This window comes from Pedobacter humicola, from assembly GCF_056490705.1.
Genome location: NZ_JBWJIG010000019.1, coordinates 39,503 through 54,110 on the forward strand (window position 1 = coordinate 39,503; position 14,608 = coordinate 54,110).

12 protein-coding genes are annotated in these 14,608 nt (G+C 39.2%); 9 read left to right on the forward strand and 3 right to left on the reverse strand.

What is annotated here, in order from left to right; genetic code table 11:
* Positions 1-13 precede the first annotated feature (13 nt).
* From AC04Q1_RS22935 to AC04Q1_RS22950, 4 genes are all read left to right on the forward strand, one after another.
* On the forward strand, positions 14-628 hold the full coding sequence (locus AC04Q1_RS22935) for a DUF4294 domain-containing protein (RefSeq protein WP_478366876.1): 615 nt from the start codon (positions 14-16) through the stop codon (positions 626-628).
* Positions 629-634: 6 nt separating this feature from the next.
* Positions 635-1,147, forward strand: coding sequence for a glutathione peroxidase (locus AC04Q1_RS22940; protein ID WP_478366877.1), 513 nt, complete (start codon positions 635-637; stop codon positions 1,145-1,147).
* 3 nt (positions 1,148-1,150) lie between these two features.
* Positions 1,151-1,867, forward strand: coding sequence for a bacillithiol biosynthesis deacetylase BshB1 (gene bshB1, locus AC04Q1_RS22945; RefSeq protein ID WP_478366878.1), 717 nt, complete (start codon positions 1,151-1,153; stop codon positions 1,865-1,867).
* A 199-nt stretch (positions 1,868-2,066) separates the two neighbouring features.
* On the forward strand, positions 2,067-3,428 hold the full coding sequence (locus AC04Q1_RS22950; protein WP_478366879.1) for an acyl-CoA dehydrogenase family protein: 1,362 nt from the start codon (positions 2,067-2,069) through the stop codon (positions 3,426-3,428).
* A 395-nt stretch (positions 3,429-3,823) separates the two neighbouring features.
* Here the strand turns inward: AC04Q1_RS22950 and AC04Q1_RS22955 are convergent, their stop codons facing one another.
* The 3 genes from AC04Q1_RS22955 to lat form a co-directional block, all read right to left on the reverse strand.
* Positions 3,824-4,684, reverse strand: coding sequence for a hypothetical protein (locus AC04Q1_RS22955; RefSeq protein WP_478366880.1), 861 nt, complete (start codon positions 4,682-4,684; stop codon positions 3,824-3,826).
* 29 nt (positions 4,685-4,713) lie between these two features.
* Positions 4,714-5,055: a hypothetical protein gene (locus AC04Q1_RS22960; RefSeq protein ID WP_478366881.1), complete on the reverse strand. Its 342-nt coding sequence runs from the start codon at positions 5,053-5,055 to the stop codon at positions 4,714-4,716.
* Between the two features lie 62 nt (positions 5,056-5,117).
* Entirely contained in the window at positions 5,118-6,449 is a 1,332-nt protein-coding gene (lat, locus tag AC04Q1_RS22965) for an L-lysine 6-transaminase (protein WP_478366882.1), read from the reverse strand.
* Positions 6,450-6,797: 348 nt separating this feature from the next.
* On the opposite strand from lat, the gene AC04Q1_RS22970 reads away from it, so the two are divergent.
* The 5 genes from AC04Q1_RS22970 (at position 6,798) to AC04Q1_RS22990 (ending at position 14,607) form a co-directional block, all read left to right on the forward strand.
* Positions 6,798-7,538, forward strand: coding sequence for an SDR family oxidoreductase (locus AC04Q1_RS22970; RefSeq protein ID WP_478366883.1), 741 nt, complete (start codon positions 6,798-6,800; stop codon positions 7,536-7,538).
* Positions 7,539-7,552: 14 nt separating this feature from the next.
* Positions 7,553-8,467, forward strand: coding sequence for a helix-turn-helix domain-containing protein (locus AC04Q1_RS22975; RefSeq protein ID WP_478366884.1), 915 nt, complete (start codon positions 7,553-7,555; stop codon positions 8,465-8,467).
* A 210-nt stretch (positions 8,468-8,677) separates the two neighbouring features.
* Positions 8,678-10,282 carry a tetratricopeptide repeat protein gene (locus AC04Q1_RS22980; protein ID WP_478366885.1) on the forward strand — a complete coding sequence of 535 codons (1,605 nt, stop codon included), beginning with the start codon at positions 8,678-8,680 and terminating at the stop codon, positions 10,280-10,282.
* 264 nt (positions 10,283-10,546) lie between these two features.
* The gene (locus AC04Q1_RS22985; RefSeq protein ID WP_478366886.1) at positions 10,547-13,324 is read left to right on the forward strand and encodes a TonB-dependent receptor; all 2,778 of its coding nucleotides are present in this window, start codon (positions 10,547-10,549) and stop codon (positions 13,322-13,324) included.
* 23 nt (positions 13,325-13,347) lie between these two features.
* Positions 13,348-14,607 (forward strand): right-handed parallel beta-helix repeat-containing protein, encoded by a 1,260-nt coding sequence (locus AC04Q1_RS22990; RefSeq protein WP_478366887.1) that lies wholly within the window; start codon positions 13,348-13,350, stop codon positions 14,605-14,607.
* Position 14,608: the final 1 nt, after the last annotated feature.

Sequence of the window (14,608 nt, forward strand, 5' to 3'; positions counted from 1 at the left end):
AAAGTATAAATTTATGAAATTTAAAGGGCTCTTTTTTCTTTGTATTGTAATGATTTGTAGCATTTCGCTGCGGGCTCAGGATGCTGGTACCCCGGTATTCCCTAAAATGGGTAAGAGCGATACAATAAGAGTAGCCTCAACAAACGATAACGGTGTAATGATTCCGTGGATGCAACTTAATGATGTCTCTATTTATGCCGCCAGGATCTGGAAATCGCCTGCTGAACAGGCCGCATATAACCGTTTGAGGTATAATGTATTGAAAGTAATGCCTTATGCCTTATTTGCAAAACGCAGATACGAGCAGCTGGAGCAGGATATTGCAAAAACACCAGAGAAAAAAGAACAAAAACAATTGGTTAAACAATGTGATAAAGAAATCAAAGACATGTTTAACCGTGAGATAAAAGATTTAACGATCACCCAAGGTCAGATTTTAACGAAACTGATCGACCGTGAAGTGGGCCGAACAACCTACGAAATTGTAAAGCAGACCAAAGGTGGCTTTGCGGCATTTTCTTATCAGATTGTTGCCCGTGTGGTGGGACATAATTTAAAAAGCACTTACGATCCGACTGAGGATAGGGATATCGAATCTATTATCCGTACCTCGGGATTTTATCAATAACATATAATGCAGGAAAGCATTCCGAATATTTATTCTTTCAAGGTTAAGAAAATTAATGGCGAAGAACAGCTGTTATCAGCCTACCGAAATAAAGTTGTTCTAATTGTAAATACAGCCTCCGAGTGCGGGTTTACACCCCAGCTAAAAGAATTACAGCAGCTTAAAGATGAGATCAATAATCCTGATTTTGAAATTTTAGGCTTTCCAACCAACGATTTTGGAAAACAGGAACCGTTAAATGGTTCTGATATCGCCTCTTTTTGTGAAATCAACCATGGGGTAAAATTCCCTGTTTTTGATAAGATTATGGTGCGTGGGGTTCATGCCCATCCCCTTTATCAGTTTTTGAGCGATAAAAAACAAAACGCAAAATTAAGTTCGAAACCCCGTTGGAACTTTCATAAATATATATTGAACAAAAATGGTGAACTGGAGGATTATTTTTTACCGTTTACCAAGCCATTAAGTTCGAAGATTAAAAAGAAAATTCAGCAGCTGCTGAATCAAAATGCCAAATAAATAATGAAATTAGATATTTTAGTGATAGCCGTACATCCTGATGATGCGGAACTTTGTTGCTCTGGAACCATTTTAAAACACATTGCACTTGGTAAAAAAGTTGGAATTGTTGACTTGACCCGTGGCGAGCTGGGTACACGCGGTACTGCCGAAACCAGAGATGAAGAGGCGGCTGAATCTGCAAAAATTTTGGGCTTGCATGCCCGTGAGAATTTAAGAATGCGTGATGGATTTTTTCAAAATGATGAATTTCACCGTTTGGAAGTAATTAAAGCGATCAGAAAATATCAACCTGAAATTATTTTAAGCAATGCGCTGGAAGACCGTCACCCCGATCATGGAAGAGCCGGCGATTTGGTTTACGATTCGGTGTTTTTGTCGGGTTTACCAAAAATAGAAACTTCGATAGAAGGCGTTGATCAGCAGGCACACCGCCCAAGATTATTGTTGCAATATATTCAAGACAGGTACTTAAAACCTGATGTTATTGTGGACATCACAGAACATATCGATAAAAAAATTGAATCCATCAAAGCATTTAAAACCCAGTTTTATAATCCTGATATGGATGGATTGGAAACCTATATTTCTTCACCTGAGTTTTTTGAAAGCATGATTGGCCGTTCCAGGGAATTTGGCAAAAGCATTGGCGCTACCTTTGGTGAGGGGTTTACTTCGAGGAAGCTGTTAGGCGTTGATAATTTATTTGATTTGAGGTAAGAAAATTATCATTCTGAGCGTAGCGAAGAATCTTTATCGTAAAATCCACCAACGCTGATATAGCACTTTTTTTATACCCTTATCCTGCTGAGGCACGAAGCATCTTTTTCATTGGTTAAAGATTCTTCGTTCCTTAGAATGACAAAGCCCATAGTCCAACAAAAACGCCCTTCATTTGTTATTCTCAAAACGAATAATAATGGCGAATATATTCTCTTCTCTCAAAAACGCATATAATCTTTTTAAACACGTAGATTTCGATAAGTTAGAAGCTTTATCAAAAAAAGTCGACTTGCCCAAAATGGTCGAAACAATATCAAACCTGGATGATAAACAGATTCAGGGCATGATGAAAATGATGGGGGGACCGGGTAAAAAGAGAGCGCTGCCTCCAATTGAAGGCGATTTCTATCATTTAGGTGATGAAGCCCTGAAAGATGAAGACCGCGAACTTCAATTAAAAGTACGTGCCTTTTTAGAAAAGGAAGTAAAACCCATTGTAAACCATTATTGGAACAAAGCTGAATTTCCTTTCGAAATCATTCCAAAACTGGCCGAACTCAATATTTGTGGTTTAACCTATAAAGGTTATGGCTGTCCGGGGAAATCGAATTTAATGGAAGGCATATTGGCAATGGAAATGGCACGGATTGATACCTCAATCTCTACGTTTTTTGGTGTTCAAAGTGGCCTGGCCATGGGATCAATTTATTTATGCGGATCGGAAGAACAGAAGAAGCAATGGCTGCCGTTAATGCAGCAATTTAAAATTATTGGTGCATTTGGTTTAACAGAGCCCGAAGTTGGTTCTGCAGCTGCCGGCGGTTTAACCACCACCTGTAAAAAAGTAAATGGGAAATGGGTGTTGAACGGACAGAAAAAATGGATCGGTAATGCCACATTTGCCGATATTTTAATTATCTGGGCGCGTGATGAAGAAAGTGGAGAGGTTAAAGGCTTTATTGTAAAAAAGGACAATCCGGGTTTTGCAGTAGAGAAAATGCAGGATAAAATGGCCCTGCGGATTGTGCAAAACGGGATTATTACCTTAACGAACTGTGAGGTTGAAGAAGCCGACCGCCTGCAAAATGCAAATTCTTTTAAAGATACGGCAAAGGTATTACAGATGACAAGGGCAGGAGTGGCCTGGCAGGCTGTAGGTTGTGCCCGCGGAGCCTATGAGAATGCCCTGGAATATACCCGCACCCGAAAACAATTTGGTAAACCGATTGCCTCTTTTCAATTGATCCAGAACCATCTGGTAGAAATGTTGTCGAATTTAACGGCCATGCAAACACTATGTTTCCGTTTGTCGCAATTACAAGATCAAGGATTGCTGAAGGATGAACATGCTTCTTTAGCTAAGGTATTCTGTTCGTTAAGGACACGTGATGTGGTGAGTAAAGCAAGAGAAGTGATGGGCGGAAATGGTATTTTATTGGAATATAATGTTGCCCGGTTTGTGGCTGATGCTGAAGCGATTTATTCGTATGAAGGCACAAAGGAAATCAATACATTAATTGTAGGTAGGGCCATAACTGGTTTTTCTGCTTTTGTTTAATAGAGTAACTCATGGAGTTTAAGGGGAGGAGTGCAATAGGAAAACTTCGTGAGTTTAGCATAGGAAAAAGAAAAATATTTTTTAGAGTTGGGAAATGAATGTTCATATTGAAATGGCTGCTGTAGCCTGCCATTCGCTGTAGCCCCGACGAAAAGTTGGGAGCTGCCGCTGTTGTCGGGTTTACGGACAAAGGTAGGTGCATCCTGCAAACCCAAAAATGAAATACTGTTTTAGCCAATTTAGTCCCGGTTGAAGCGATACCCTGCAGCAACGAGGTATGAGGCAGCGAAGCGTAAAAGCGTAAAACGGGAAGAACTTGGTTTTTTGAACAGGCCTTGCGCTTCAAAAGAAAATCTGCATTTTGGGAATGAAGGTTAGTAATCTTGCTTTAATCATTAAATCGCCTTTAATACCCAGGTTTCGCGGATTCTGCCTATTTTATTCGCCTGTTCTTTCATTTTTTTTAATAACTCAGCATCAATGTATTTTAAGGAAGAAAGTTGATGCCAAACTGAAGTGGCTTTGGTGATCAGTTTAAAACCTTGTGCTAAAAAGAAGTGTTCTGCTTGCTCAAAACTATCAAACTTATTGTCTTCTACATGATGCGCCTCCAGAAACTGGGAAAAATAATCGTTAGTGTCATTTTTAAGCGCTGGACGCTTCACATAAACATCAGCAGTGATCCAATAGCCGCCTCTTTGTTTTAAGGACTTATGAATGGTTTTACATAACGATACCTTTTCATCCGTATTTAAATACACCAATAAACCTTCGTTTATAATACTAATCGACCCAAGCGGCATCTGATTTATCGCATTTAAAAAGGCATCCTCATTCAACGCGTTTAAAGCTTCGGTTTTGAGCTTACCTTTTAAGTTTAATTTCTCGTCAACAATTAGCCGTTCAACCAAATCTTTCTTGATATCGATCACGCCTGGCAGATCGGTATCCAGGTAATAAATGGTTGGATGCCTTAAAACCAGATCCAGCCCCCTAAAGGAATAACCTGAAGAAATCTCTAAAATATTTAAAGAGCCCGAGGCAAAAAGTAAACTATCCAGTGATAAATACCTGCTCTCGAAATGTACCAACCGTTTTAAAAATACCTCATCAAAATCTCTATTTGATAAATGTTCAAGCGCGTTATTACCATAAATTAATTTTACAGCATCAGCAACAAAGGGAATATCCGTTAAGCTTTTAGCCAGCAATAGCGATTTTGCTGATGGACTTATCGAACTGTAATCACGATTCATGCGTAATTATACCAAAAAAAAATCTGCGTTTAAAATGGATGCTTATTAAACGCTACCTGGCTCATTGCGCTTTTTTCGAATAGCGCTATACAAGATTTATTATATTGAGGATCAAAGTTCACTTCTCCTGGTGCTAATATTTTAGGGATATTAGTATTTTCCATAAAGAAGTAAACTTTTGTATTTCCATATTTGGTATGGGGCATTAAATTACCATAGTCTTCCATTTCTTTCCATACCGAATCTTTAACTGTAACCACATAAATCCGTTGTACCGGACCAGTGTTATTGGCATTTCGGTATTTCACGATTTCTTTGAAACCAGCTTTCATATCTTCAACCCCCGGCTGGTCAAAAACATCTTTGACCATGAAAAATATCAATATTAAAACGCCGATTGGGATGATATAAACTAACGATTTCCTGTTCATGCCTACAATAAAGGCAATATTTTCTCCATAACCGTCAATCCTTCGTCAATATGCTTTTGTTCGATACAAAGTGCTGGGCGGAAACGGATGGTTTTTTCGCCACATCCCAAAAACATAACATTGTTTTCCAGTCCTTTAGAAATAAAAGTGTTCCGCATTTCTTTGGTTGGGAAATCGAAAGAACACAATAGGCCTCTTCCGCGCACATTGCTCATCTGATCAAATTGATGCGATAAATTCTCCAGGTGATCCTTTAAATATGCACCAACTTTTGTGGCATTTTCACAAAGCTGGTCTTCTTCAACGATCTGTAAAATCTGGGTAGAACGCACCATGTCTACCAGGTTTCCTCCCCAGGTAGAATTGATCCGGCTTGGCACTTTAAACACATTGGTCTCAATTTCATCTACCTTATTACCAACAAGGATACCACAAACCTGCATTTTTTTTCCAAAAGCAATGATGTCTGGTCGGGCTTTTTCGCTAAAATGTTGATGGCACCAGAATTTACCTGTTAAACCTACGCCAGTTTGTACTTCATCATAGATTAGAAAAGCATCATTTTCATCGGCCAAAGCCTTAAGCTGGATCAGAAATTCTTCACGTAAGTGGTTATCACCACCTTCAGATTGAATTGGCTCCACAATGATCGCACAGATATCATCTTTATGGTCGGCAAAAGCTTTTTTGATCTGCGCCAATGAACTTTCTTCGGTTTGGATGGCATGACTTAAATGATCTCCCGAAAGCGGAAATCTGACTTCAGGAACAGAGACCCTTGGCCAATCAAATTTAGCAAACCATTTGGTTTTATCAGGTAGGGTATTGGTCAGGCTTAAAGTATAACCGGTTCTACCATGAAAAGCCCTTTCGAAATGTAAAACTTTAAAGCCTCTTTCTTCTGTATATCCTTTTGCGAAGTTTTTCTGAACTTTCCAGTCCATGGCTACTTTAATCGCGTTTTCTACCGCCAGACCACCACCTGCAATAAAAAAAGCATGCGGTAGGTAATCGGGAATACCAACTTTGGAAAATGTTTCTACAAACTGTGCGTATTGCTGGGTGTATACATCCGAATTAGAAGGATTTGCCAGAGCAGCCTGAAAAAGATTTTTTTTAAATTCTTCATCGTTGATCATTTTAGGATGGTTATAACCCAAAGGAACGGAAGCAAAACAGGTGAAAAAATCGAGTAAAGTTCTGTTGTATTTCGAATCATAAATATAGGCACCGTGACTTTTTTCCATATCGTAGGTCAGGTCGAAACCATCAGCCAAAATGTGCTTACTTAACGATTCGTTAACGCGATTTGCAGGTACTGTTAATTGATACATAAACTTGGTTTTGGTACATTTCAAATTTAGTTAAATGTGCCTGAAATCAAAATTTAAGCACTTTTTGCACCCAAAGGGTAAAAAATAGGTTTAAACAGTTTAAAGTATGATTATAGACAAAATCGGGTTTTGGACTTCACCGATGTGGAAAACTTTTTTAGGAAATCTCGTTAAGTAGAAATGATTTTTCTGTTGATTCTCTGGATCTATTCCGAAAATTATAATCCAGACATAGGGATGTAATTTAATTCGTTTTCAATTATCCTAAATGGCTAAAATTTTTACCAGTATAGCTACTTTTTTGATTTAACATAAACTGACTTTTGTATCCTACTAAAACGATAGGATATGAAAAATGAAATTAAAGGAAAAGTTGTTATCATTACTGGTGCAAGTAGTGGAATAGGCAGGGCAACTGCTAAAACATTGGCTGGATTGGGCGCAAAAGTTGTGTTGGCTGCAAGGCGAACAGAAGAATTGAGCAGTTTGGCAGATGAAATCAAAAAAGACGGCGGAGAATCTTCTCATATGGAAACTGATGTAAGAAATAGGATTGATATGATTGCTTTGGTGAATAAAGCTGTCGAAAATTATGGTAGGTTGGATGTGATGATCAATAACGCAGGTATAAGTCAACTCAGCAGGATAGACGAACTTGATGTAAATGGCTGGGAAGAAATGATTGATATTAACCTTAAAGGTGTATTATATGGAATGGCGGCAGCTCTGCCTGTTTTTAAACAGCAAAATTTAGGGCATATCGTTAATATTATTTCTACTTCTGGAATAAAAATTGTGCCTGAACAAGGTGTATATGCCGGGACGAAAAATGCAGTACGTACAATTGCAGAGGCTTTTAGGCAGGAATCGGATGGAAGTATCCGCATTACCGGAATTTCTCCGGGAGTAGTAAAAACCGATCTGGCAAAGGGGATGAAAAATGAAACCATGAAAAATACAATTAGTGAAAGCATGGAGAAACTGGCTATAAAGCCCGAAGCAATTGCTGCTGCAGTAGTGTATGCCATAAGTCAGCCCAGTGATGTGGAAGTGGGAGATATCGTTATCCGTCCATCAGCGCAGCACTAAAATTCTTTATGAATATGAAAACCGATCCAGAGCATTATCATTTCAAAAGTATATCACAACTGATGCAGGCTTTGAGTTATCCCGCTCCCTCTCATCCTTTGTTAGCCTTGGTTAATTATAACCATTTGCCTCCTGTGTTTTTTGAGGCGGGAAAAAAGATCAGTCTCGATTTTTATAAAATTTCGTTTAAGGATAAATTTAGCGGAAGCGTACGATACGGACAGGGTTACTATGATTTTGAAGAAGGGGGTATGGCATTTTTGAAACCCAAACAGCTGGTTGTTTCATCCGATCGTTCTGAAGGCTATGAAGGTTATGTTTTATATTTTCATCCCGATCTGATCAGGAGTTATCCGTTGGGGAGTTTAATAGATCAGTATGGCTTTTTTTCGTATGATGTTTCTGAAGCATTATACCTGTCTGCAAAGGAAAAGGAAATCGTTTCAGGCCTGTTTGCTGGGATTGCTACAGAGCTTGAAAATAATATTGACCAGTTTAGTCAGGATGTTCTTGTGTCACAGCTTGCGCTGATCCTGAATTTTAGCAATCGGTTTTACAACAGGCAGTTCATTACCAGGAAAAACATCAATAACCAAACAGTAGCCGCTTTGGATAGGTTGCTTGAAAACTACTTTAATGAGTATGTCGGACTCAGAAAAGGGCTGCCGAATGTGCAATATGTTTCCAGTCAGCTTAATTTATCGCCGCGTTACTTAAGTGATATGCTGCGTTCGTTAACAGGTTTAAATACGCAACAGTACATTCAGGATAAAATAATTGAACGCTCTAAATCTTTGCTTAGTTCAACACCACTTTCAATATCAGAAATTGCCTACCAGCTTGGTTTTGGCCATCCGCAATCTTTTAGCAAATTTTTCAAGATCAAAACAAACCTATCGCCTTTGGCCTTCCGGCAATCGTTTAGTTGATTAAAAGGATTTTTGTTCATTAGAAACTTCCTTTTTTTGTTTGAAATCGATTTTTTCTTTGTTTTCGGATACCTCGAAGGGTTTATAATAATTCTCTGATATCACCCTAATTGAGGGGATAAAAAGCAATGCTTAATTGTTTTACTTAACATTAACTTCATACGAATCGTGTTCCTTTGTTATAGATTGAAATGATGATGCATAATTAACATGATAAAATACCTTTTCCTTCTTCTAATCCTGTTTAATTTTATTTCCGGTACTCATGCCCAGGATGAAAAATTTGAGGCAATAATTTCCGTTAATCAAAAAAATCCAACTCAGGCCTTAGTTGAACTAAAGAAAATTTATGCACGGGCCATAGACGGAAATGATGAACTTTTAGAGGGAAAGTGTTTGCAGCAAATGGGCAAGGTTTGTTATACCCAGGGGCACTTTAGCCAGTCGTTAGAGTTTTTTTTAAAAGCCGATCATATATTTTACAGCGAAGCAAAACCCTTGCTTTTGGCGGCCAATTTAGCCGATGTGGGCATTCTGTATTATTATATGAAACAGCATGATAAGGCCATGAACGCATATGGGAAAGCTCTTATTATCTATAAAAAACACGATGATTTGAAAGGGCAGGCGGACGTTTTTGGGAATATCGGACAACTTTACGAGAAGCGGCAAAATTACGATAGTGCATTTTATTATCAGAAACTGGCCTTAAAAATAAATGAGCGGATCAATGATAAAAGTGGTGCCGCAAAAATATATGAGAATTTAGGCAGTGTATATGAAGATCAGGGGAAATACGACCTGGCCTATGTAAATTTCAAACAATCGCTTGATCTTTATAAGCGCGATCATAACAATTTAGGGAGCATTGAGGTGATTAATAATTTGGGCGATATTTTGCGTAAAACCGGCCGCTATAAAGAGAGCATTAAAGAAACTGCTGCGGCAATGAAACTGGCCAGCGATTTAGGGAGTATTTATCAACTGGCATCTTGCTGCAGGGATCTGGGCAAAGCCTACGAACTATTGAATCAGATGGACAGTGCCTATTATTATGTTAAACTCGGCTATAAACATACTATTGACCTTTACTCTCAGGATGGAGCCAGGCAGGTAGCCTTTTTACAGGTATTATACGATATCAATAAAAAGACCACTGAAATCAATAAACTGGAAAACGATAAAAAAGTGAATAGGATCATTGCTTTCGCCTCAACCATAGTAGTTATCTTGTTAATTGTGCTGGGCTTTGTAGTTTTCAGCAGGCAACGCCTCAAACTTAAAGATCAGCAAACATTGGCACGGCAGAAGGATATTGAACATGATATGACGAGTTTGGCGCTAAAGAATCTCCAGCTCGAAGAACACAACCTGAAGCAATTGCTTGAGGTTAAAAGTAGAGAACTGTCTACCCATACCCTAAACCTGATCAAACACAACCAGTTTTTGGAAAACCTTCGTACTACCTTACAGGCCATGGTAAAGGAAGATAAGCGTGATCAGAAAAAGCAGATGAACCAGATCCTGACAGAGATTAACCAAAGTTTTAATCATGAGCGTAACTGGAAGGAATTTACTGTTGCTTTTGAACAGGTACACCATCAATTTCTTGAAAGCCTGAAAAAATATAGCCATGAACTTACTTCGGCCGATATGCGCTTAATTGCATTACTCAAAATGAATCTCGATTCAGGAGATATCGCAACATTGCTCGGGATTTCTACCGACAGCCTAAGGGTATCTCGTTACAGACTTCGGAAAAAGCTCAATCTGGCGCAAGGGGATAATTTATCAGCTTTTATCCAAGCATTATAAGCGTTACATCAGCTATAATATAGCTGTTCTTTTTACCCTCTTTTGGGTGCTTAACAATTTGTTAATGTAACGGTAATAAAAGCATAACGGAGTTTTGATTTGTGTATAATTAATTGATAATCAATATTTTGTATTTTTGTGTTGCTTTTTGGTATATGGCGTATGTAACGCTGTTGCCTTTATGTAACCCCAATAATTTCTTTGTGTAAACTGGTGTATACACCTTTGCCCCGTCGATAAATAAAAAAGACATTACCAAACACAATGAATAAACGATTACAAATTCTGTTTTTACTTCTTTTTTGTGCAGGCACAGCCAATGCCACAAAACTGAAAGGGCACGTTTACGATAAGCAGACCGGAGAAGCAATAGTAGGTGCTACGGTGGTTTTAGAAAACCCAAAGCGCATCACCAATACCGGATTGGATGGGACTTTTGAGTTTAAGGATGTAAAAGTAGGTACCGCAACCATCAGTGTAAGTTATATTACCTATAAAACGATCAGCAAAACCGTAACTGTGCTGAAGGAGGATAATGATCACTTAAAGTTTTATATGGAGAGTGATTCGAAAAGCCTTGATGATATTACGATTAAAACCAATGCAGTGAGTTCTACCGATCAGGGGGCAAGGCGTTTAGAAAAAAATGCCACCCAACTGATGAATATCGTATCAGGGAAGTCGATTGAGATCTCACCAGATTTAACTGTAGCCAATGTTATGCAACGCATTTCAGGAGTTTCTATCGAGCGCAACAGCAATGGCGATGGGCAATATGCCATATTAAGAGGTATGGATAAACGTTACAATTACACGCTGGTAAATGGCGTGAAAATCCCGAGTCCGGATAATAAATACCGCTACGTTCCACTTGATCTTTTTCCTTCCGATCTGCTCGACCGCCTAGAGGTGTATAAAACACTCACACCAAATTTAGAGGGCGATGCCATAGGGGGGGGCATTAACATGGTGATGAAAAATGCACCCCGTCAGTTACAGATAAACGCGAATATCTCAACCGGTTACAGCCAGTTGTTTTTGGACCGTAAGTTTGCCAGTTACGATGCTTCAGGTATCAATTATAAGTCGCCTTACGAATTAAATGGAAAAACCTATAACGCTACGCAGAACGATTTTACAAAAGGCACAATCGATTATAAATATAAAAGTCCGGCGCCTAATTTAATCGGAAGTTTATCTATTGGTAAACGCTTCCTGGATGAAAAACTAGGGGTAATTTTGGCCGGGAGCTATCAAAACACTTATCGCGGCAGCAACAGTACTTTTTATAACAATGCTGTTGTTGGAACCAATACTTTTGCTTCCATTACCAGTAAAAGTTATCGTGAGTTTTCCGAACAACAGCAACGTACAGGTTTACACGGAAAAATTGGTTACGTTTTTAACAAAGATCACCAGATCAGCCTCTATAACGTGTATGTTAACCTGAAAAATCAACAGGTTAGAGACGCGGTAACCACTACCTATAACGGAGTATATAATCCTGCTGCTGGAAATGCAGAACTGGTTTACGATACCCGTAGCCGCCTAACTGAACAACAGATTTACAATAGCACACTTCATGGCGATCATAAATTCTTCGACAGTAAATTTAAGGTACAATGGTCGGCTGTTTATTCTTCAGCTAAAAACGATGTGCCAGAAAATACAAGCATCAGCCTAAATGGAGTAGAGCAAAATTTTCAAAGTAAACGTACAAGCTTAGTGAATACCAATCCGGTAACACGCAGATGGGAGCGCAATACCGATGAGGATTTAGCAGGATATCTGGATCTGACCTATCGTGTTTTGGATGGAGCACATAAGTTAGATATCATGGCAGGAGGTTTATACCGTGATAAACAAAGAAGCAGTTTTTTTAACAACTACAATATGGCCCCGAGTGCTGCAAATGCATTTGATGTTTATGGTGTAAATTTCCAGGATTATACCGATCTGAACCTGGTGGTGAGCAATCCTACGGGAGCGGTAGCCAACTCTCTTACCTACGATGCAACTGAAAAAATCGGTGCCGGTTACGGAATGTTTAAATATGCTTCTGCTAATTTGGAAATCATCGGAGGAGCAAGGGTAGAACACACGAATCAAGGCTATAATCTGCTTTTTCCTGCAGGCGAATCGTTTCCAAGAGGAAACCAGATCTATACGGATGTATTGCCGAGTTTAACCGCAAAATATTTTCTAACAGAAAAAGCACAGCTGCACGCTTCTTATTACAAAGCATTAAACCGCCCAGGATTTTATGAAATTGTGCCGGGGAAAGTAGTGAACGAGGAATTTCAGGAGCGAGGTAATCCAAATCTGCAGCGTGCCCTGGCCGATAACTTCGATTTGCGGTACGAACTTTTTCCCGGGGCTTCTGAGCAATTGTTAGTTGGTACTTTCTATAAAAAGATCAAAAACCCGATTGAATATACTTTTCAGGCTGATGCCACCCGCGGACAGGATATTTATTATACGCCAGGAAACTTTGGTACTGCTCATAATTACGGTGCAGAGGTAGATTATATCAAGTATTTTAATAAAATCGGCGTAAAAGCGAACTATACCTATACACATTCCCGTATTGTTACCCCTAAAACGACCAGAAGTATTAACAGTACAACGGGTGATATCCAGGCACTTTCTGTTGATCAGGGACGACCACTTTATGGTCAGTCGGCGCATATTGCCAACCTGTCGTTATTATTTAAAGACACGAAAAAAGGATGGGATGCTCAAATTGCAGGTGCCTATACAGGTCCCCGTATCAATACGGTATCTCAATTTTTAAACAACGATTTGTGGCAGGAAGGTTTCATCCAGATGGATGCATCTGCCGAAAAACGTTTCAAAGGTGGCATTAGTGTTTTTGTGAAAGCGAATAACATTTTAAATACACCAACAAAATTATTTATAAAAGGGACCAATCCGGAAAACGAAAAGATCAATGAAGATTTGGTTAAAAACGGAAACACCCTGATCAGAAGTGATTATTATGGCCAAAACTACCTTGTTGGCTTCAGATATAAATTTAATTAAGTAGAATTTAAAGATACAAAGACATGAAATCGAATCAGATTTATAAATTATTGATCCTTGTTGTGCTGGCCTTGGCGGGATGTGAAAAAGCGAATGTGGATGTAGATACGACTGTTGTTGATGGTTCAGCGATTGGAGAAATTTCGGGTGTTTGGGCGAAGGGCAGCACTCAGGTGATTAAAGGCGATGTGGTGATCCCGGAAGGTAAATCCTTAACCATTGAAGAAGGTGTTACGATTTTAATGGATACATTGGCAAAACCCGAATTTATCGTAAAGGGTAATCTTTATGCGCTCGGAACGACAGAAAATCCAATCAGGTTTACCGTTAACGAATTTTATAAAACTTCAGCTACTAAATTTGGTAAACTGTGGGGCGGTATTTTGGCCGGTCCAACCTGCGAGGAACTCGTGCTCGATCATGTGGTGCTCGAGTATGGTGGTGCCAAAACTTCGGATGCTTCTACCTCAGTGAAAATGGGGCTTTACAAGGCTGTAGCCGGAGAAAGTTTACCTGCACTTTGGTTTGCGAATGCAAAAGGTAGATTGGTTGTTCAGAATAGTACCATCAGGAACTTTCAGGAAGATTGTACTTATATTGAAGGTGGTCGGATTATTTTTGCCAATAACGTTTTTTATACCACCGGGGTTACAGGCGGAGAAGCGATGAACTTTAAATCGGGTTGTTTGGCAGATGTGGCTTATAATCTGGTTTACAGTACCAATACCAATGCCTTGAAATTATCAAATACTGGAGATAAAATCCCTCAGGCTTATATCATTGTGTACAACAATACCATGGTAAATACAGGCTGGAGACGGCCTACAGCAAAAGGTGGGTCAGTTTGGCTGGAAAGTACAGTGCGTGCAGATCTTTATAATAACTTGTTCGCAAACACCCGTTTTGGCGTAAAAAGAGATCCGAAAAAGCCAGAAGATAGCCGCTCTGCTTATAGCAACAACTGGTATTATGGCTACGATCAAACCACGGTAAATCAGTTTCAGCCAACTGGTGATATCGTGGGCGGTAAAGATGATATGATTAGTAATGAAGCTGGGGCAAATGATCCTAAATTTGTAAATTATCCTTTAAATACCCCTGTAAATAATGCCGATTTTAACACTGCCTGGGACTTCCACCTACAGGGAAATTCTCCTGCACTAGGCAAGGGGATTACGAACTTTACCCGTCATCATCAGACGGGAATTGTGATGAAAAACGGAATTACTTACACCTCACCACAGCCATCAACTTTTGTTGGCGCTTATGGAACTAAATTATAAA

Excerpts from the sequence above, each read along its gene's own strand:
- AC04Q1_RS22935 (WP_478366876.1), top strand. The coding sequence starts at position 14 with ATGAAATTTAAAGGGCTCTTTTTTCTTTGTATTGTAATGATTTGTAGC.
- AC04Q1_RS22940 (WP_478366877.1), top strand. The coding sequence starts at position 635 with ATGCAGGAAAGCATTCCGAATATTTATTCTTTCAAGGTTAAGAAAATT.
- bshB1 (WP_478366878.1), top strand. The coding sequence starts at position 1,151 with ATGAAATTAGATATTTTAGTGATAGCCGTACATCCTGATGATGCGGAA.
- AC04Q1_RS22950 (WP_478366879.1), top strand. The coding sequence starts at position 2,067 with ATGGCGAATATATTCTCTTCTCTCAAAAACGCATATAATCTTTTTAAA.
- AC04Q1_RS22955 (WP_478366880.1), bottom strand. The coding sequence starts at position 4,684 with ATGAATCGTGATTACAGTTCGATAAGTCCATCAGCAAAATCGCTATTG.
- AC04Q1_RS22960 (WP_478366881.1), bottom strand. The coding sequence starts at position 5,055 with ATGGTCAAAGATGTTTTTGACCAGCCGGGGGTTGAAGATATGAAAGCT.
- lat (WP_478366882.1), bottom strand. The coding sequence starts at position 6,449 with ATGTATCAATTAACAGTACCTGCAAATCGCGTTAACGAATCGTTAAGT.
- AC04Q1_RS22970 (WP_478366883.1), top strand. The coding sequence starts at position 6,798 with ATGAAAAATGAAATTAAAGGAAAAGTTGTTATCATTACTGGTGCAAGT.
- AC04Q1_RS22975 (WP_478366884.1), top strand. The coding sequence starts at position 7,553 with ATGAAAACCGATCCAGAGCATTATCATTTCAAAAGTATATCACAACTG.
- AC04Q1_RS22980 (WP_478366885.1), top strand. The coding sequence starts at position 8,678 with ATGATAAAATACCTTTTCCTTCTTCTAATCCTGTTTAATTTTATTTCC.
- AC04Q1_RS22985 (WP_478366886.1), top strand. The coding sequence starts at position 10,547 with ATGAATAAACGATTACAAATTCTGTTTTTACTTCTTTTTTGTGCAGGC.
- AC04Q1_RS22990 (WP_478366887.1), top strand. The coding sequence starts at position 13,348 with ATGAAATCGAATCAGATTTATAAATTATTGATCCTTGTTGTGCTGGCC.